Source organism: Polymorphobacter sp. PAMC 29334 (genome assembly GCF_019431245.1).
GTDB classification, from domain to species: domain Bacteria; phylum Pseudomonadota; class Alphaproteobacteria; order Sphingomonadales; family Sphingomonadaceae; genus Polymorphobacter_B; species Polymorphobacter_B megasporae.
In genome coordinates this window covers 242,015-257,970 of sequence record NZ_CP080242.1, presented here as the reverse complement: position 1 = coordinate 257,970, position 15,956 = coordinate 242,015, and the positions used below count along the sequence as shown (strand labels likewise).

Here is a 15,956-nt window from a genome sequence, read left to right as displayed (position 1 = left end):
GACCGCCGACGCTCGGCCCTAAGCGAAGTAGGTCCAATTGTCTGCGAATGGCCCCCATTGCATCGGTCATCTGCTCATACAGCGGCTTATCCGTTTCTGACATATAACGAAACCGATCCTCAGCTGGTTAGGACGTAACCCATTAAACGCACTGCGACCGTTTCGTTTCGCGGAAAGGCGGAGATCTGATCAGGCCGGAAATCTGCGCAGCGATCTGCTCGGGTGCCAGAACGAAATCGACGCATCCGCTCGCAATGGCGCTATCTGGCATATCTGGCTGGCCTGCCGAGGCGGGCGACTGAGCAATCGTTATACCGCCAACCTCGCGGATTTGGCATAATGCGTCGGCACCGTCGCCATCATAACCTGACACGATTACCGCGACGAGTTTGCCATGCCAGTGCTTTGTCAACGACCGCAAAAAGACCGTGATCACGTCTGGCCATCCCCGCGGTTTGGATATTGGTCGCAACCGGAACTCGCCGTTCAAGACGTGCAGGTCTCGCTGCGGCGGAATGATGAAAACACGATTAGGTCGAATGTCGAGACCGTCAACGATAAGATCGACCGGCATGCGCGTGTGGCGTGGGAGTATCTCGTGAAGCAGCGTCGATACTGTCCTGAGATGATTTACGATGACGACTGCCGCCCCGAGATCCACCGGCAAATGGTCCAGAAGGCGCTGATATGCGTCCAATCCCCCTGCTGAGCCACCAACGCATATGATTGGCACCTCACGAGCGGGCACCGGCTTAAGCAAGGGCGGCGATGAGCTCGCGCATTATAGCGATCTCGCTCTGCTGTGGCTGATAACGCTTGACCAAGGCGTCGCCACGCCCGGCAAAGACCTCCAGAATATTCTCGTCACCGCCGACTAAGAGACACGGCGTTGGCGATTGTGCTCGGAGATCTGCGACGTCAGCACTGCCGTTCTTGCCCGCGAGATTGATGTCGACGATCATCAAATCCGGACGGTGCATAGTAGCCACAGCGATCGCCTCGGTTGCCGTTGCTGCAATTCCGCAGACTTGATGGCCCATCTCAGCCAGCACTTCGCCAAGCAGTAGGCCAATGACTGCCTCGTCTTCGACGATAAGAATGTTCAGACCCATCGGCTAACGTCCCCGCCTCGGCCGCGAACCGGACCAATGTGCTCACCAAGGAAATTCCATGGGAGTGCTTCGCTTGCCAGCTTCGGAATCTACCCATAAGCCGTAAATTAACTTCGGGACATTTTCCCCGATGACGTGTTACCTCATCTGGCCGCCGGTCGGCGGAAGGAAGGGTCGTCTACGATGTCGACCGCAAGCAGCCGTAAATCGTCCAACGCATTATGCCCCATCGTCGCAATCGGCGCTTCGGCGGGCGGTCTGGAAGCTTGCCGCCTGCTACTCGACGTTCTCGCACCCGACACGGGCTGCGCTTTTATCATCGTCCAGCATCTCGATCCGTTGCACGACAGCCTTTTGGTCGAATTGCTTGCGCGCCACACGGCGATGCCGGTCGATGAAGCGCGGCACGACACGTCGATCGAACCGAACCACGTCTATGTTATCGCGCCCGGAACCACTCTCACGGTGGCGAATGGACACCTGCACACCGGACCGCCCGAGACGGCCAAGGGTATCCGCCAATTGATCGATGACCTCCTCCGATCGCTCGCGTTCGGCGATGCGACCCACGTGACGGCGATCATCCTGTCGGGCACCGGAAGCGACGGTAGTGTTGGGCTTGCTGCACTTCACGCAGCCGGCGGGCGGGTGCTCGCGCAAGACCCGAAAGAGGCGAACTTCCCCGGGATGCCTCAAGCAGCGATCGACACCGGGCACGTCGACCGAATTTGCCGAATTGCCGACATGCCGGCCGCGCTCTCCACGCCACGCGGTTCCGTAACGACGGCCAAGCCCGCCGAAACCGCGCCAGATGACGCGGACGATACGGCGCCAGCGTGGCTGACTAAGATCGTCGACATGTTACAGACGAGCACGGCGCATGACTTCCACCCGTACAAGACCGGCACGCTCCAGCGGCGGATCGAGCGGCGGATGGGCTTAGCCGGCATCAAGCTGACGGAGCGCGCCCGCTACCTCGACCTGTTGCGCGGTAACGAGGACGAGCGGACCGCTCTCGCCAAGGACCTTCTAATCAACGTCACCAGCTTCTTCCGCGACGCCACGGTCTTCGACGAATTGGCGCAGACAATCATTCCCGAACTGGTTCGCGCTCAGCCCGCCGATCGGCCGCTGCGGGTGTGGACCGCAGGATGCAGTACCGGTGAGGAGACCTATTCGCTGGCGATGCTGTTCCACGAGGCAATTGCAAACGACAAGCGGGGCGTGCGTCTGCAGATGTTCGCCTCCGACGTCGACGGCGATGCAGTGACGACGGCTCGCGCCGGTATCTACCCGAAGACGATTGAACGCGATGTGTCGCGCACACGGTTGGCGCGCTTCTTCGTCCGCGAAGACGAGACCTACCGCGCGCTGCCCGAACTCCGTCAGACAGTGGTGTTCACCGTTCAGGATTTACTCGCCGATCCGCCGTTCTCGCGGCTCGACATGGTGTCGTGCCGCAATCTGCTGATCTACCTTGGCCGGGACGCACAGGCGAAGGTGATCGCGCTGCTGCATTTCTCGCTGCGCGAGGGCGGGCTGCTGCTGCTGGGCTGCGCCGAGACGCCCGGTGAGATCGACGGTCGCTTCGAACTGGTGTCGAAAACCGCTTGCCTGTACCGACATGTTGGCCGCCATCGTCCCGGCGGCTTCGGCGTCCAGACGACGCACGATGCCGCCCGCGTGTCGTCGCGAACCGGGACGCCAACGCCACGCCGGATACCTCTGTATGCCGAGGTGTGTCGCAAGCTGGTCCTCGAAAACTATGCCCCCGCTGCCGTATTGATCGATGCACGCCAAACCGTCCTGTATTCGCTCGGTCCGGTCGAAAGATATCTAACCGTATCCGCTGGACAGCCGTCGATCGATATCGGCGGATTGGTTGCTCCGAGCCTGCGGGCCAAGCTGCGAGCGGCAATCGGTAGAGCCACCGCCGACAACAAACCAGTTGATGTTACCGGTCCTCGCGGCACCGCTGATCGCCCCGGCTATACCATCGTCGTCCGGCCCGTGGTCGCGTCCGGGGAGGCGATGTCGCTGGTCTGCTTCGTCGACCGACTTGCGAACGCGAAACAGCCCACGCTGCTCTCAGCGCCAGAAGCGACCCGCATCGCCGAACTCGAACACGAGCTAGCCGCGACCCGGCTCGAATTGCGTTCGGCGCTTGATGATCTGGAGCACGCCGCCGACGACCAGAAATCGGTCAACGAGGAGGCACTGTCGGTCAATGAGGAGTTCCAATCGACCAATGAGGAACTACTAACCTCGAAAGAGGAACTCCAGTCTCTCAACGAAGAGCTGACTGCCCTCAATGGCCAGCTTCAGGAAACGCTCGGGTCGCAACGAACGACCTCGAACGATCTGCAGAACGTTCTTTACAGCACCGACGTCGCGACACTCTTCCTCGATAAAGAACTGAAGATCCGCTTCTTCACCCCCGCGACGAGGGCGCTGTTTCATGTCATCACCGGCGACATTGGGCGGCCGTTGTCCGACCTTCATTCGTTCGCGGCGGACGCAGCGTTGGCCGACGATGCCCGGGCAGTGATGGCCGGCCAAGCCGCAATCGAGCGCGAGGTGGTGACCGCCGCGGGAGAATGGTGTCGCACGGTACTTCCCTACCGGGCGCAGGACAGCAGCATTGAGGGTGTCGTTATCACTTTCGCCGACATCACCGAACGCAAACGCGTTGCTGCCGCACTCGACTCCGCGCGGCGCACAGCAGACGAGGCCAACCTTGCCAAATCCCGTTTTCTCGCCGCCGCCAGCCACGACCTGCGCCAGCCGCTGCAAACATTGGCACTGATTCAGGGGTTGCTTGCGAACCGTGTCGACGACGATCGTGGACAGCATCTGGTTGCCCGGTTCGACGAGACGCTTGGCGCGATGACGGGGTTGCTCAACACGCTGCTCGACATCAATCAGATCGAGGCCGGCACATTGCGCGCGCAGACCGAAAGCCTCGCGATCGGCCCCCTGCTCGAGCGGTTGCGGGATGAGTTTACGTACCACGCCGAGGCGAAACGGCTCGTATTGCGGGTTGTCGGGTCCACACAACTAGTAACGAGCGATCCGCGACTGCTTGAGCAGATTCTGCGCAACCTGTTATCGAACGCGCTGAAATATACTTCAAACGGCAAGGTGTTGCTGGGCTGCCGCCGACATGGCGAGATGCTCAGGGTAGAGGTGCTAGACACCGGCATCGGCATTCCGGAAGCCGAACTTGGCCGTATTTTCGGCGAATACGAACAGCTCGACAATTCCGCCCGAGAACGCAGCCGCGGCCTCGGCCTCGGGCTGGCGATCGTCCGCCGGCTCGGTGACCTTCTTGGCCACCCGGTTCATGTGCGCTCGCAGCTTGGACGCGGCTCGATCTTCTGGCTCGAAGTGCCGATCGCCGCCAACGCACCGGTTCGGGCGGTTACCGAGCCACTTCCACAGCCGCTTCCCGAACAAAAGGCGCTGATCCTACTCGTTGAGGATGATCCGGAAATTCGTGACCTGCTCGATATGGCGCTTCGCGACGCCGGTCACGACACACTCGTTGCGAGGGATGGCGCGGCGGCGGTCTTATTGCAGACCGGCGTTCGTCCGGATCTAATCCTGACGGATTATAACTTGCCCGGTGATCTCAACGGGCTTGAAATGGCCCTCCACCTCCGGTCACTCGCCAACGTTGCGACGCCTGTCATCGTGCTCACCGGCGAAATCTCGACTGAAACGCTGCGCGATGTCGCCTCTCACGACTGCCGCCAGATGAGCAAGCCGGTCAAGATCGGCAAATTGCTCGAGGCGATCGCTCAAATGCTATCGGGCAAAGGCGAACCGTCGAAATTAATTCGCAAGCATAATTTGGGAACCGTCTTCGTCGTCGATGACGACCGTGGGGTCCGCGATAGCATCCGCGACGTGCTTGAAGGTAGCGACCACACAGTTGAGACATTCGCGTCGGGCGAGAAATTTCTCAGTCGCTACACGAACGATACCGCCGGATGTCTGCTGCTCGACGCCTATATGCCTGGTCTGAGCGGCCTCGATCTGCTGCGCCGCCTACGTGCGGACGGCCATGCCCTGGCAACCGTCATTATGACCGGCGAAAGCGACGTCGGAATGGCGATCGAAGCGATGAAAGCCGGTGCTATTGACTTTCTCGAGAAGCCGATCGGCGCAGCCGCGTTGGTCGCGGCGGTCAATCGGGCGCTTGATACAGATCACGACGATGCGGCACTGGCGCGGCGACGCGCGTCAGCGGCAGAGTATGTCGCCCGACTGACACCGCGTCAGCATCAGATCATGACCCTCGTGCTTGCCGGCCATCCAAGCAAGAACATCGCTGCAGACCTACATATCAGTCAGCGTACAGTCGAAAACCATCGAGCGGCGATCATGCACAAGACGAACACGAAATCATTGCCCGAGCTCGCGCGGATGGCGCTCTCCGCGCGAGAATCGCTGGCCCCTAGCATCTGATGCGAAACTCCGAAGCGCCTCACTGCGAGCTCGTGCGAAACAAAGCCTGACTTACGTACGCTGCAACGCTTTCATTCGTCAGCTCAATCGACGCCGGTCTGTACGTGCACCTCGAGTCGTCGGGTTCAATTCAGATTTCGCAGTCGACCAGCTGAGAGATGACCTCTACTTTGGTGCCAATGAAATTCCAGCGGCTCCATTATGCATAACGCGTTTCAACCAAGTCCAACTCCCTGACCAGCTTTCGGGCAACATCGCTCGCAATCTTGCCTCGTCGAACCATTCGAAACAGTTCGGCTCGTTCGGCCCTCAGCGCTGCGAGCCGCAGGTCAAGCTCGATCTTTTCGGATAGCCGGCCCAATGCGTTGGCCTCCGCGTTGCCCTCACGGTTGTCGATGCGCTGCCGGTAGCTTGCCATCACCCTCGCGGCGGCGGCGACATAGAGGTCCGCGTCGCTGCTTCCTTTAGCACGGCTATTTTGGACCCGGTCGATCTCAGCGATGGCCGCCTTCGCCGCGCCAATCCGCGCGGTATCTTCCTCAATCTGCCGCAAAGGCTCTGGCGGCATCTGTAGACCGGCGAGAAGCCAAGGCAAGGCGATGCTTGCCGCAACCAGCGAGGTGACGATCACGCCACTCGCCAGGAAGATCGCCAGGTTGCGTGCAGGAAACGGCGATCCATTGGCCAGCGTCAGTGGAATGGTAAGGACGCCGGCCAGCGTAATAGCTCCTCGCACGCCGGCAAAGGACATGGCCGCAACGACGCGCCAGTTGGGTGGTGCCGACGCCCCCTTTCTCCGGAATAGGGTGACCCGCAACGAGACGTAAACCCAGGCGCATCGCAGTGTCCCAAGGCCGAGCGTTATTGCCAGCACATAGAAGGCCAACCACCAAGGCGTCTGGTGTCCCGCGAGCCGAACCGTATCGCCCACACGCGCAAGGATCGTCGGCAGTTGTTCGCCCAATAGGACGAAGATGATGCCGTTCGCGATCAATTGGATTATGTCCCAGACAGTACTGCGACGCAGGCGCGTGGTGGCCAGCGCCTGCCCGCCCCCTTCGATGACGCTCATCGTCAGACCGGCGGCGACAGCGGCGAGGATCCCTGAACAGTGACTCCGCTCAGCCAGGAGATAGGACCCATACGGGATCAGAAGGCTAATCAAAATCTGGGAGCCGCTATCCTCACCAAGTCGTCGGCTGATCAAGTTCTTTGTTCGACCGACGACCCAAGTTAGCCCCGCACCGATCGCGAGCCCTCCCACCGCGAGCCACAGGAATTCGAGTGCCGCACTCGAAAGCGAAAATGTGCCGGTCAGCGCTGCGGCGATCGCGAAGCGCAGGCAGACCAGGCCCGACGCATCGTTGAGAAGCGACTCGCCTTCCAGAATGTGCATCATCCTGTCGGGAATGGGCACGCGCTGCGCGATCGACGAAACCGCTATAGGATCGGTCGGTGAAATCACCGCTGCCAGCGCGAATGCAACAGGCAACGGCATTGCCGGTATCAGCCAGTGGATGAACCATCCTGCGCCGAACACCGTGAAAACGACAAGCCCCAGTGCCAGGCCCAAAATAGGTCGAGCATCGTGCAGGACCTTCTCACGTGGGATGCGCCAGCCATCAAGGAACAACAGCGGCGGCAGAAGCAGCAAGAAGAAAACAATTGGGTTCAGCGTCACCCGCCAGTCGCCCGCCAGGCCAATCACCCCGCCAAGCACGATCTGAACGAGGGGGAGGGGTATTGGGAGTGGTAGGAGGCGTGACGCAATCCCGCTGGCGACAACGGCAACCAGGAGCGCAAGAACGATCGTGATTATTTCCAACGCTCAATTCCTGGCGCGCGGAATGCGCGCGGTCAATCCGACCAAACGAACTTTTGAACTTTCTAGCTAACGTTTCGGCTCCCGCGCTTGCCGCCATTGCGAGACCGTCGTCAACGGACAGTGAGACCATATTGGCAATCGAAACTTCTGTGATGCGCAAACTCCATGAAGTTCACCGATCAACCCTTCGACGTTTCAAGGTTCTTGCGAATCGCCATCAACTCTTTCCGACGGGCAACGGTCGTTTTCGGATATGCCATCTTCAAGCTATCGAGAGTGTCGAGGATGATCTGGGAGACGATCAGCCGAGCGTTTTCCTTGTCATCGGCCGGCACGACGTACCATGGCGCATCCGCGCCGCTGGTCGCGCCGAGACACTCGCCATAGACCTTCATGTAGTCGTTCCAGAAGCCGCGTTCGACGATGTCGTTCATGCTGAACTTCCAGTTCTTTTCAGGCTCGTCGATCCGCGCGAGGAACCGCTTGCGCTGCTCGTCCTTCGACAGATGGAGGAAGAACTTGATGATGCGTGTTCCGTTGCTGTGGAGGTGTCTCTCGAGGTCGCGGATCGAACGGTAACGGTCGTGCCATAGGCTGTCGTCGTTCGCGACTTGATCCGGAAGCCCTTCAGCAGTCAGAATTGCGGGATGGACGCGTGTGATTAACACCTCCTCGTAATAGGACCGGTTAAATATCCCGATCCGGCCCCGCTCTGGCAGATCGCGGGTGGTACGCCAGAGAAAATCATGTTCCAGCTCGGCAGCGCTTGGATGCTTGAAGCTGAAGACCTGGCACCCCTGCGGATTGACGCCGGACATGACGTGTCGAATCGCCCCGTCCTTGCCCGCCGCGTCCATCGCCTGGAAAATCAGGAGCAGGGCATGGCGGTTGGATGCGTAGTGTAGGCGCTGAGCATCGCTAAGCCGGTCGACATGTTTTTGGAGTAGCGCTTTGTATTGCTTCTTCGATTTGTAGACCGGATCGACGTTCGTCGGCCAATCGGCGAGATCGACCGTCGCGTCCTCATGCACGCGGAATTCGCCGGTATGGATCTTCATCTTCGTTCTTTCGACAGCGTAGGGGTGCAAGGTCTGGCTCGTGCGGTCCTCAACGGCTTTCACGGCGGGCGTTCTTGGCTATCGATGCGGCTTCGGCTCTGCCGGCGCTGCCGCTCAGGCTGCAGGCGCAACGCAAAGTTCGGTTGATCGTGCACGCGCATCGGAGAGCTCTGCGGCCGCGATTACTTGCCTGACCATAAGTTTCGACTCCGCGCGAGTTATTCAGGAATATGAGCGAACGAATCTCACCGAACTTCGAGAAAAGAGGGCAGCGAACCCGGCGTTGCGCTGACCGCCTCTTTTCGCGACGGATATTCATTGCCCTTCGCCGCTGCCGCGTGGGATGCGTTGCGTGCGGCACTGTTCCTTGTACCTCCACCATTGTCGAACTCCCGATTTCTCGGACATGGCTTCGACGCGGTCATCTTGCGGGCCGTTCAGCCAAGCCGGTGCTAGTGAGCACTTCGCCGGCGTTCGTGAGGTAATCGTGATCGTGTCGGCCGCTTGATGGCTAAAAAGTGTTCAGGGTAACGTGCCTGACGGTCGCTCTGCAACGGGCGATACCGGAGGGCCCGCCGGCACCGCCTTGGCATCGCCCGGCATCGGACGGCTGGCGAGATGCATTGTGGCTGAGATGATCATCATCATGAACATGGAGATCATAACTAATAGAGCGAAATTGACCCCTGCGGGAACGCCTTCCTCGGTGCTGGGCGAGGACCAGCCGCGGGGACGGCCGGCCGAACCGGGCAACAAGCTTATCAGGCGCGCGGCGATTGTTTGCGATTCTGTTTCGGTGGACGGACCATCTGGTAGAATGTTTAACAGAGCGGTCAGCCGGTGAACTGCGGTATCCTTGGGCATTTGTGTCAGCTCAGCAGCCTCCGCCCATGGGTCGAGATCAAGGCGCGCCAGCACGGAGACTACTCTTAGCGGAACGTCGCGCGCAACCTCATCGACCCTCGCGAACAGAAAAGCATCGAAGTCAGGCCGCAGGGTCAAAGCCGACGTTGATTGAGAGCTTCCAGCCATAAGATTCACCTTTAATCGACGGATACGGCCGTTGATTGAGTCTTCGGTATCGCGGAGCACGTAATAAAAACAAAATGCCTAAGATCTAATAAAGCGCCAAAGCCGCCGATGTTCAGCATCGGAAACTACCTATGTCGTAAAAAAGCGTAATTTTTGATGGTTGACGTGCAAGCGAGGCGGAATTGGCTTTTTGCCGAGCTACAATCGGGGTGGACTGCGTAGATTCCGAGTCCTCCCGATCTACCTTTTCCTGTGCATATCAAGCTAGGCTCGATTGCGGGCTGGGAACCCGATATGTTGATCCGAAGCTCGCAAATTCGAGGCTGCACCATCGTAGCGACCGACGGGCCGATCGGGTCAACCGTCGATCTCCTCTTCGACGATATTACATGGCTGGTGCGCTGGCTGGTCGTGGATACCGGCGACCTCCTCCCCGGACGCAAGGTGCTGATTCCGCCCTCCGCCCTGAGTTATGCCAATGATGTCAGCCACCAATACGCCGTGCGACTGTCCAGACAGCAAATCAAAGATAGCCCTGGCGTCGAATCCGACGAGCCCGTCTCGCGAGCGACGGAAAAGGACCTTTACAATTACTACGGCTGGAGACCGTATTGGTCGAAAAGTTTTTATACGGGAGGGTACTCCGATGCTGGATCGCTCGTCGAGCCGGCATCTCGGCTCGCGCCCGGACCGGCTATTAGCAAAGGCCCGGAGAACGCGAGCGATGGACACCTCCGCAGCGTGCACGAAGTCGACGGGTATCATATTCACGCCTCCGATGGCACGATCGGCTGCGTTGCAGATTTCCTTGTCGAGGATGGCGACTGGAGTATCCACTATCTGATCGCCGACACTTCTGTGTGGTGGTTCGGGAAGGCGGTTCTTGTTTCGCCACGGTCGGTCTTGAAAACTAATTGGCCTGGTCGGACCGTTGATCTCGACGTTACCCGTCAGCAGATCAAGGACAGCCCTGCGTATGACGGCTCGGAAGCGGTTGATCGTGCCTATGAACGTCAATTTCACGGTTACTATGACGACTTGCTGGCATTGGAACCGGCATAGCCGACCGCAAGCGACGCACGGTATCACGGTCGTGCACACAGCGGCAAATTTGCGCGCCTAATGTGGTAGCTGAGTAGTTTCCGAACCTATCACATCCCACGATGGGGCCTAAATTGGCAGCGTTGCTAATCCAGCGGTTGTGACGTGAAAGTCGGTATTAATCCGACTTGCGAACGCTAATCGGTAGCTGGGTACTTTGGCCCATGGTGGTGAGTTCGCGCTGATGCCCGGCCTAGTGAACTGCTGCTTGATTTGAGGACTCCGCAGATGACTCACACCTACTGGAACGACTGGTACTTCGGTTGGGGTTGGATCCTGTGGTTTGGGTTTATCTTCCTGTTCTTTTCAGGTCTTGGCAACTGGGGTTACACCTATCGCGCCCATCGGAGATACGATTCCGGTATAACCAATAGCGGGCTCGATATTCTCAACGAGCGATATGCGCGGGGTGAAATCACCCGCGAGCAGTTCGTGCAGTTGAAGGCGGATATACTCGCAAAATGATCACGCAGGCGATGCGGCCCGTAACTATCGCGAGAGCCCGGTTAGCGTCGAAGCCGATGACGATTAAAAACGGAATGGCTTTCACTCCCGAGAAATTCTCAGGCGAATATTGAAGGTATAGGCAGATGTTTCCTATGTCGTTCTACCTCGGTTCGTTGCTGGTCGTCTTCGCGGTTGCCTGCCTGTTTGCGACGATCAAGATTTTGCGCCAGTATGAGCGCGCGGTTGTCTTCACGCTGGGCAAATTCCAAGCAGTGAAAGGGCCGGGCGTGGTCTTGCTGATCCCGTTCATCCAGGAAATGGTGCGCGTTGACCTGCGAATTCAGGTCATCGAAATCCCCACTCAGGATGTCATCTCGCGCGACAACGTGTCGATGAAGGTCGACGCGGTGCTGTATTTTAAGGTCGTCGACCCCGAACGGGCCATAATCCAGGTCCAAAGCTACTTGCCGGCGACCAATATGCTCGCCCAGACGACGCTTCGTGCCGTCCTCGGACAACATGAACTCGACGAGATGCTTTCCGAGCGCAAGAAGCTCAGCGCAGACGTGCAGAGCATCCTCGACGCCCAGACCGAGACTTGTGGGATCAAGGTCAGCAACGTCGAGATCAGGACAGTCGAGCTGACCGAGAATATGGTCCGCGCGATCGCCAAGCAGGCCGAGGCCGAACGCGACCGCCGCGCCAAGATCATCCACGCCGAAGCCGAGTTCCAAGCGTCGCAGACACTGGTCAACGCTGCCACGATTCTCTCGAGTATTCCTGCCGCGATGCAGCTCCGCTACTTGCAGACGCTGACCGAGATCGGCGCCGAGCAGAACTCGACGATCATCTTTCCGATGCCGATCGACATCATCAAGCCTTTCCTCGACCTGCGCGAGCAGGCCGCGAAGACCGCCAAAGCGAATGGAGACGCGAGACCGGTCGCTCCGCCTGCCACCCCGCAATCTGCGCACGCCATCGCAAGTCGATAGGTCAGCCAGGCCTCGGAACCGCACTGCGGCTGACAACCGGCTGAGCTTTTACAAAGTCGTCATTACTCTGCTGACGGCCGACGTTGGCTTCTGATGTTGAAGCCCGCAGGGCAGACGAGAAGCAGAAACTGCCTTTTAGAAAGGATGATCGTGAAACGCTTGGTGGCTCCCTATCTCTTCCAGCTATGTCTAATCGGACTCGTTACCAGCTGCTCTCATCCACAAACCAAATTGCAATGTCCGCTGCCCGAAGGTCGTAACGCCGGCAGCACGTTAGGTGAATCGCCGAAGCAAATTGCGATCGCCGGTGAACGGCTCGGTGCGGGTAGCGAAAACGATATCTCGACGGCAGTCGCTACGATCAAGGCACGCCATCCGAAAGCGGCTACGAGCGAAATAGTCAACTATCTGATCACCGGCTTCTGCCCAAAAATCAAAACGGATCGGACGCTCGACGAAACCGGAAAGCAAGATGCACTGAAATCCTTCTCGACTCGAGTCGCCAAGATCGCAGAAAATTACAACTGATCCCTGTCCTAACGTGATTTCGAGCGTCTGCAGCTGTTTTCCCGCCGGTCGCGACGTGCAGCCCTTTTCATGCTGGTCGTTTGAGAACACTTCAATGGCCCTTAATATTGGTTCAAATAGGATCATACAATCCGATACAATCGTAGAGTGAATACGGCTATCAAGATCCGCGAGGATGGTTGACACTTGTGATTGGCGCGCCGGATAGAGCCTGGACTGCGAGATCAGGGCTTGAAGAAAGCGTCGCTACCGACGCGGTACTGGGCGTCGGCAAGTTGTAGCTGGTCGCCGATGATTTAAACAGCGGAGCCTGCGCTGCGCGCTGGCGACGATCGGTCCGCGCCGGGCCAACCCGTCGACAACCTCGCGGAATGCCGTCTGGACGGTGTAGTGATACGTTGCGGCATGATAATCGCGCTTGGCCTTCGCATAGCGAGATTGGCTCGATTGGCCCCTCCGATGATCGGGAGCCAAGCCCGCGGCGCCACGGAGAAGCTGAACACACGCATTCGAAGTCGTGCAGTTTTGGCCGTTTGCGGAAAGCCTTGCAGGTTCGGAAAATGCTCACATTGGCATATCGACTTTGATTAGCTGCTCCTGGGAATTACAGCGCGATAATGGTATGATCTTCGAAGGGTCAGCGCCGAAGACCGTAGGTATTTTCCGAGCCTCCAATATTAACCCAAGCCTTAGTAAGACGGTTTCCAACGCTAAGCCGGACCCGCACTCGGGACCGGTAGAAGACTTGTCGTCTATCGAGGATGCTGAAAAATGCGACATATTACCGGACGCGTCATCGCTGGCGCCGCACTCGCGACAACGTTCCTCATGGCCGATACGGCCTTCGCTGAAATGCCGACACCATTTCAGCGCGCAGAATTGGCGCAGCTGTCGCCGACGGTACGAAGTCAGGTCGAGGCTCGTTTGAAGGGAAAGCAGACAGTGCGTGGTATCGTCGAAACCATGCTTCTGAACAACATCTCCAAACAATTTGCTGCCAAGCGCGTTGTCGCCGTGGATTTTGAAATTGGCGTTGCCACGGTCGAAGGCAAGGACGGAAGCATCAGAACTTTCCCGTTTGAAATTCCGACACTGATCGTCAGCAATTAACATTGCGGACGCCGTCCGACGGACCTGAGAATTATCTGACGAGCGATGTTTCATCGTGCAAATGGCCTTGGCCTGATAACCTTAGCGGCTCTCATCGCAAATCATTTAGCGCGACTTATCCATGACAAACAATGATTTAGGAGTGTGTCGGCGATGAAGGTTTTAGGATCCGCGATGGTCGGCTGTTTGATCGCGATTGGTGGCGTTGCATCCCAGGTGACCGCTGCGCCTTTGCGCGGCGATATGAGGTGCAGTGACTTCATGTCCCTGACGGAAGTGCAGCGGCCGAAGGTCGTCTATTGGGCCGAAGGCGCGAAGCATAAGGGGCGTCCTCAAGATGCGATCATTGACGTCACTTCTGTTGACCGCGTCGTTCCGATCATAGTGGAACAGTGTTCGGCGGCTCCTCAAGCCTCGTTCTGGGCAAAGCTTGATGCGTCGTGGAAAAAATTAGAGGCTTCGGTGAATCGCCGCCTTTAGATGTTTCATCTAAGCGCGGGGTGGACATTAATGCCGCGATTTCATTCCAATGCTGTGATCTTACGTGAAATCGAGAGCTGCTAACGACTTGCGAGCACCGGTCCACTGAAAGTGCCATTCCATGAATTTTCCGGTGCCGCCCTCAGTCTCGGACGGACTTCCCCTCGCCGTGGCTATGGTGACATCTGCCACGATGCCGTTACTCCTAATCGACGGCGATCTCGACGTTGTTGCCGCAAGCAATGCATTCTGCCGTGACTTTAACGTCGATCCGGCCCAGGTTGGTGGTCGAGCGATATTCTCGCTTGGAAGAGGGGAGTGGGACTCACCACGGCTACGGTCATTGCTGACGGCGGTGGCTTCGGGCGGCGCAAGGGTCGAAGACTACGAACTAGACCTGAACTTGAGGGAACGCGGTGCTCGCCGGTTGTGCCTCAGCGCTCATCGTGTCGATTACGACGACCGAATGGCCGTCCGTTTGCTCGTTTCCATAACGGATGTGACCGAGGCGCGGGCCAATGATAGGCTGCGCGATGATCTGGTCCGTGATAAATCCCTCATGTTGCAGGAACTGCAGCATCGCGTAGCCAACAGCCTGCAGATCATCGCCAGCGTCTTGATGCAAAGCGCGCGCAAGACGCAATCTGAAGAGCTCCGCGATCACCTCACCAACGCGCATAGTCGAGTGATGTCGATTGCCGAGCTTCAGCGGCACTTGGCTGTTACGAATCTGACAGATGTGGCTATTAAGACTTACCTTGATCAGCTTTGCCGCAGCATCGGAGCTTCGATGATTGCCGATCACAATCAGTTAGCTATCGCCGTTGATGCCGACGGCAGCAGCGTCGCGCCCGATACATCGGTCAGCATCGGACTTATCGTCACGGAGCTGGTGATCAACGCGTTAAAACACGCCTTTCCCGAACACCGCCGGACGCAGGCTAAATCGCGCACAGTCGGCGATCAGCCAGATGATCGCGACGCTCGAGCATGCGCAGGGCATCGCTCGGGCTTTCGGCCGGTGATGACCGACGCCGGACGCGTCCTTGTTGCTCAGGCACGCACGGTGTTGTCGGGAGCTGCAAGGTTCGAGGCGATGGCCGCCGCGACGCGCGATGGCGTAGAACCCGAACTGGCGATCGCGATCGACCCGCTAGTACCGACCGAAGCCTTCATCGATAGCCTGCATGCGCTGCGCTCCGAGTTCCCCTGCCTGTCGGTCAGCTTCTCGACCGAGGGGCTGGGCGGTGCCGAGCGGCGGCTGCGGCGCGGCGAGGCAACGCTTGCGTTGTGCATCCTGCTGCCGAGCGTTCCCGAGCATGTCGTCGCTCACCCGCTGCTCGGCATCGACCTCATTCCAGTGGTGTCTGCCGATCATCCACTAGCGCGTCTCAACCGACCGGTGACCCGCAGCGACTTGGCCGAGCACGTTCAGCTCGTCCTGTCCGACCCCTCTGCGCCGGAGGGGCCGCGTTACGGTGTGGTCGGACCGCGCCAATGGCGTTTCGTCGATCTCGGCCGCCGCCTCGACTTCCTGCTGGCAGGAATGGGGTGGTGCAGGATGCCCGAGCGTCTCGTGGCACCGCACCTCGCTGCGGCCCGGCTCGTGCCACTCGCCATCGCGGACGATCCGGCCGGCCCAAAGGGATCGCTGACCATCTATGCAGCGCACATGCGCGACCAGCATCTTGGCCGAGCTGGATCTTGGCTGCTCAGCAACCTGCAAGCGCAGTTCGCGTAATCGCGGGCCGCCGAAGTTGGGCGCGGTCTACCCGCGTTGCGAAGGCGGGACAATCAATAC

13 protein-coding genes are annotated in these 15,956 nt (G+C 58.8%); 8 read left to right on the top strand and 5 right to left on the bottom strand.

Features of this window, described 5'->3' with window-relative positions:
• Positions 1–142: 142 nt before the first annotated feature.
• Both KZX46_RS01270 and KZX46_RS01265 read right to left on the bottom strand, forming a co-directional pair.
• Entirely contained in the window at positions 143–760 is a 618-nt protein-coding gene (locus KZX46_RS01270) for a chemotaxis protein CheB (RefSeq protein WP_370647437.1), read from the bottom strand.
• Positions 753–1,112: a response regulator gene (locus tag KZX46_RS01265; protein ID WP_216711139.1), complete on the bottom strand. Its 360-nt coding sequence runs from the start codon at positions 1,110–1,112 to the stop codon at positions 753–755. Before KZX46_RS01265 ends, KZX46_RS01270 begins: the two co-directional genes overlap by 8 nt.
• A gap of 183 nt (positions 1,113–1,295) precedes the next feature.
• On the opposite strand from KZX46_RS01265, the gene KZX46_RS01260 reads away from it, so the two are divergent.
• Positions 1,296–5,582, top strand: coding sequence for a chemotaxis protein CheB (locus tag KZX46_RS01260; RefSeq protein ID WP_216711140.1), 4,287 nt, complete (start codon positions 1,296–1,298; stop codon positions 5,580–5,582).
• 199 nt (positions 5,583–5,781) lie between these two features.
• Here the strand turns inward: KZX46_RS01260 and KZX46_RS01255 are convergent, their stop codons facing one another.
• The 3 genes from KZX46_RS01255 to KZX46_RS01245 form a co-directional block, all read right to left on the bottom strand.
• The gene (locus tag KZX46_RS01255) at positions 5,782–7,407 is read right to left on the bottom strand and encodes a Na+/H+ antiporter (protein WP_216711141.1); all 1,626 of its coding nucleotides are present in this window, start codon (positions 7,405–7,407) and stop codon (positions 5,782–5,784) included.
• A gap of 179 nt (positions 7,408–7,586) precedes the next feature.
• Positions 7,587–8,465, bottom strand: coding sequence for an ADP-polyphosphate phosphotransferase (locus KZX46_RS01250; RefSeq protein ID WP_216711142.1), 879 nt, complete (start codon positions 8,463–8,465; stop codon positions 7,587–7,589).
• 522 nt (positions 8,466–8,987) lie between these two features.
• On the bottom strand, positions 8,988–9,557 hold the full coding sequence (locus KZX46_RS01245; RefSeq protein ID WP_216711143.1) for a hypothetical protein: 570 nt from the start codon (positions 9,555–9,557) through the stop codon (positions 8,988–8,990).
• 234 nt (positions 9,558–9,791) lie between these two features.
• Between KZX46_RS01245 and KZX46_RS01240 the strand changes: the two genes are divergently transcribed.
• The 7 genes from KZX46_RS01240 to KZX46_RS23355 all read left to right on the top strand — a co-directional run bounded on the left by KZX46_RS01240 (position 9,792) and on the right by KZX46_RS23355 (position 15,896).
• Complete coding sequence (locus KZX46_RS01240; RefSeq protein WP_216711144.1) at positions 9,792–10,559, top strand: PRC-barrel domain-containing protein; 768 nt, start codon at positions 9,792–9,794, stop codon at positions 10,557–10,559.
• 267 nt (positions 10,560–10,826) lie between these two features.
• A complete protein-coding gene (locus KZX46_RS01235; protein ID WP_216711145.1) occupies positions 10,827–11,063 on the top strand; it encodes an SHOCT domain-containing protein in 237 nt (78 codons plus the stop codon).
• A gap of 134 nt (positions 11,064–11,197) precedes the next feature.
• Positions 11,198–12,037, top strand: a complete 840-nt coding sequence (locus tag KZX46_RS01230) for a slipin family protein (RefSeq protein WP_219774215.1) — start codon at positions 11,198–11,200, stop codon at positions 12,035–12,037.
• A 150-nt stretch (positions 12,038–12,187) separates the two neighbouring features.
• Complete coding sequence (locus KZX46_RS01225; RefSeq protein WP_216711146.1) at positions 12,188–12,565, top strand: hypothetical protein; 378 nt, start codon at positions 12,188–12,190, stop codon at positions 12,563–12,565.
• A 771-nt stretch (positions 12,566–13,336) separates the two neighbouring features.
• Positions 13,337–13,675 (top strand): hypothetical protein, encoded by a 339-nt coding sequence (locus tag KZX46_RS01220; RefSeq protein WP_216711147.1) that lies wholly within the window; start codon positions 13,337–13,339, stop codon positions 13,673–13,675.
• A 153-nt stretch (positions 13,676–13,828) separates the two neighbouring features.
• Positions 13,829–14,155 (top strand): HdeA/HdeB family chaperone, encoded by a 327-nt coding sequence (locus KZX46_RS01215; RefSeq protein ID WP_219774127.1) that lies wholly within the window; start codon positions 13,829–13,831, stop codon positions 14,153–14,155.
• A gap of 121 nt (positions 14,156–14,276) precedes the next feature.
• Positions 14,277–15,896: a LysR substrate-binding domain-containing protein gene (locus KZX46_RS23355; protein WP_370647436.1), complete on the top strand. Its 1,620-nt coding sequence runs from the start codon at positions 14,277–14,279 to the stop codon at positions 15,894–15,896.
• Positions 15,897–15,956 lie beyond the last annotated feature (60 nt).

Coding starts and splice junctions, on each gene's coding strand:
- KZX46_RS01260 (WP_216711140.1), top strand. CDS start 1,296: ATGTCGACCGCAAGCAGCCGTAAATCGTCCAACGCATTATGCCCCATC.
- KZX46_RS01240 (WP_216711144.1), top strand. CDS start 9,792: ATGTTGATCCGAAGCTCGCAAATTCGAGGCTGCACCATCGTAGCGACC.
- KZX46_RS01265 (WP_216711139.1), bottom strand. CDS start 1,112: ATGGGTCTGAACATTCTTATCGTCGAAGACGAGGCAGTCATTGGCCTA.
- KZX46_RS01235 (WP_216711145.1), top strand. CDS start 10,827: ATGACTCACACCTACTGGAACGACTGGTACTTCGGTTGGGGTTGGATC.
- KZX46_RS01215 (WP_219774127.1), top strand. CDS start 13,829: ATGAAGGTTTTAGGATCCGCGATGGTCGGCTGTTTGATCGCGATTGGT.
- KZX46_RS01250 (WP_216711142.1), bottom strand. CDS start 8,465: ATGAAGATCCATACCGGCGAATTCCGCGTGCATGAGGACGCGACGGTC.
- KZX46_RS23355 (WP_370647436.1), top strand. CDS start 14,277: ATGAATTTTCCGGTGCCGCCCTCAGTCTCGGACGGACTTCCCCTCGCC.
- KZX46_RS01220 (WP_216711147.1), top strand. CDS start 13,337: ATGCGACATATTACCGGACGCGTCATCGCTGGCGCCGCACTCGCGACA.
- KZX46_RS01230 (WP_219774215.1), top strand. CDS start 11,198: ATGTCGTTCTACCTCGGTTCGTTGCTGGTCGTCTTCGCGGTTGCCTGC.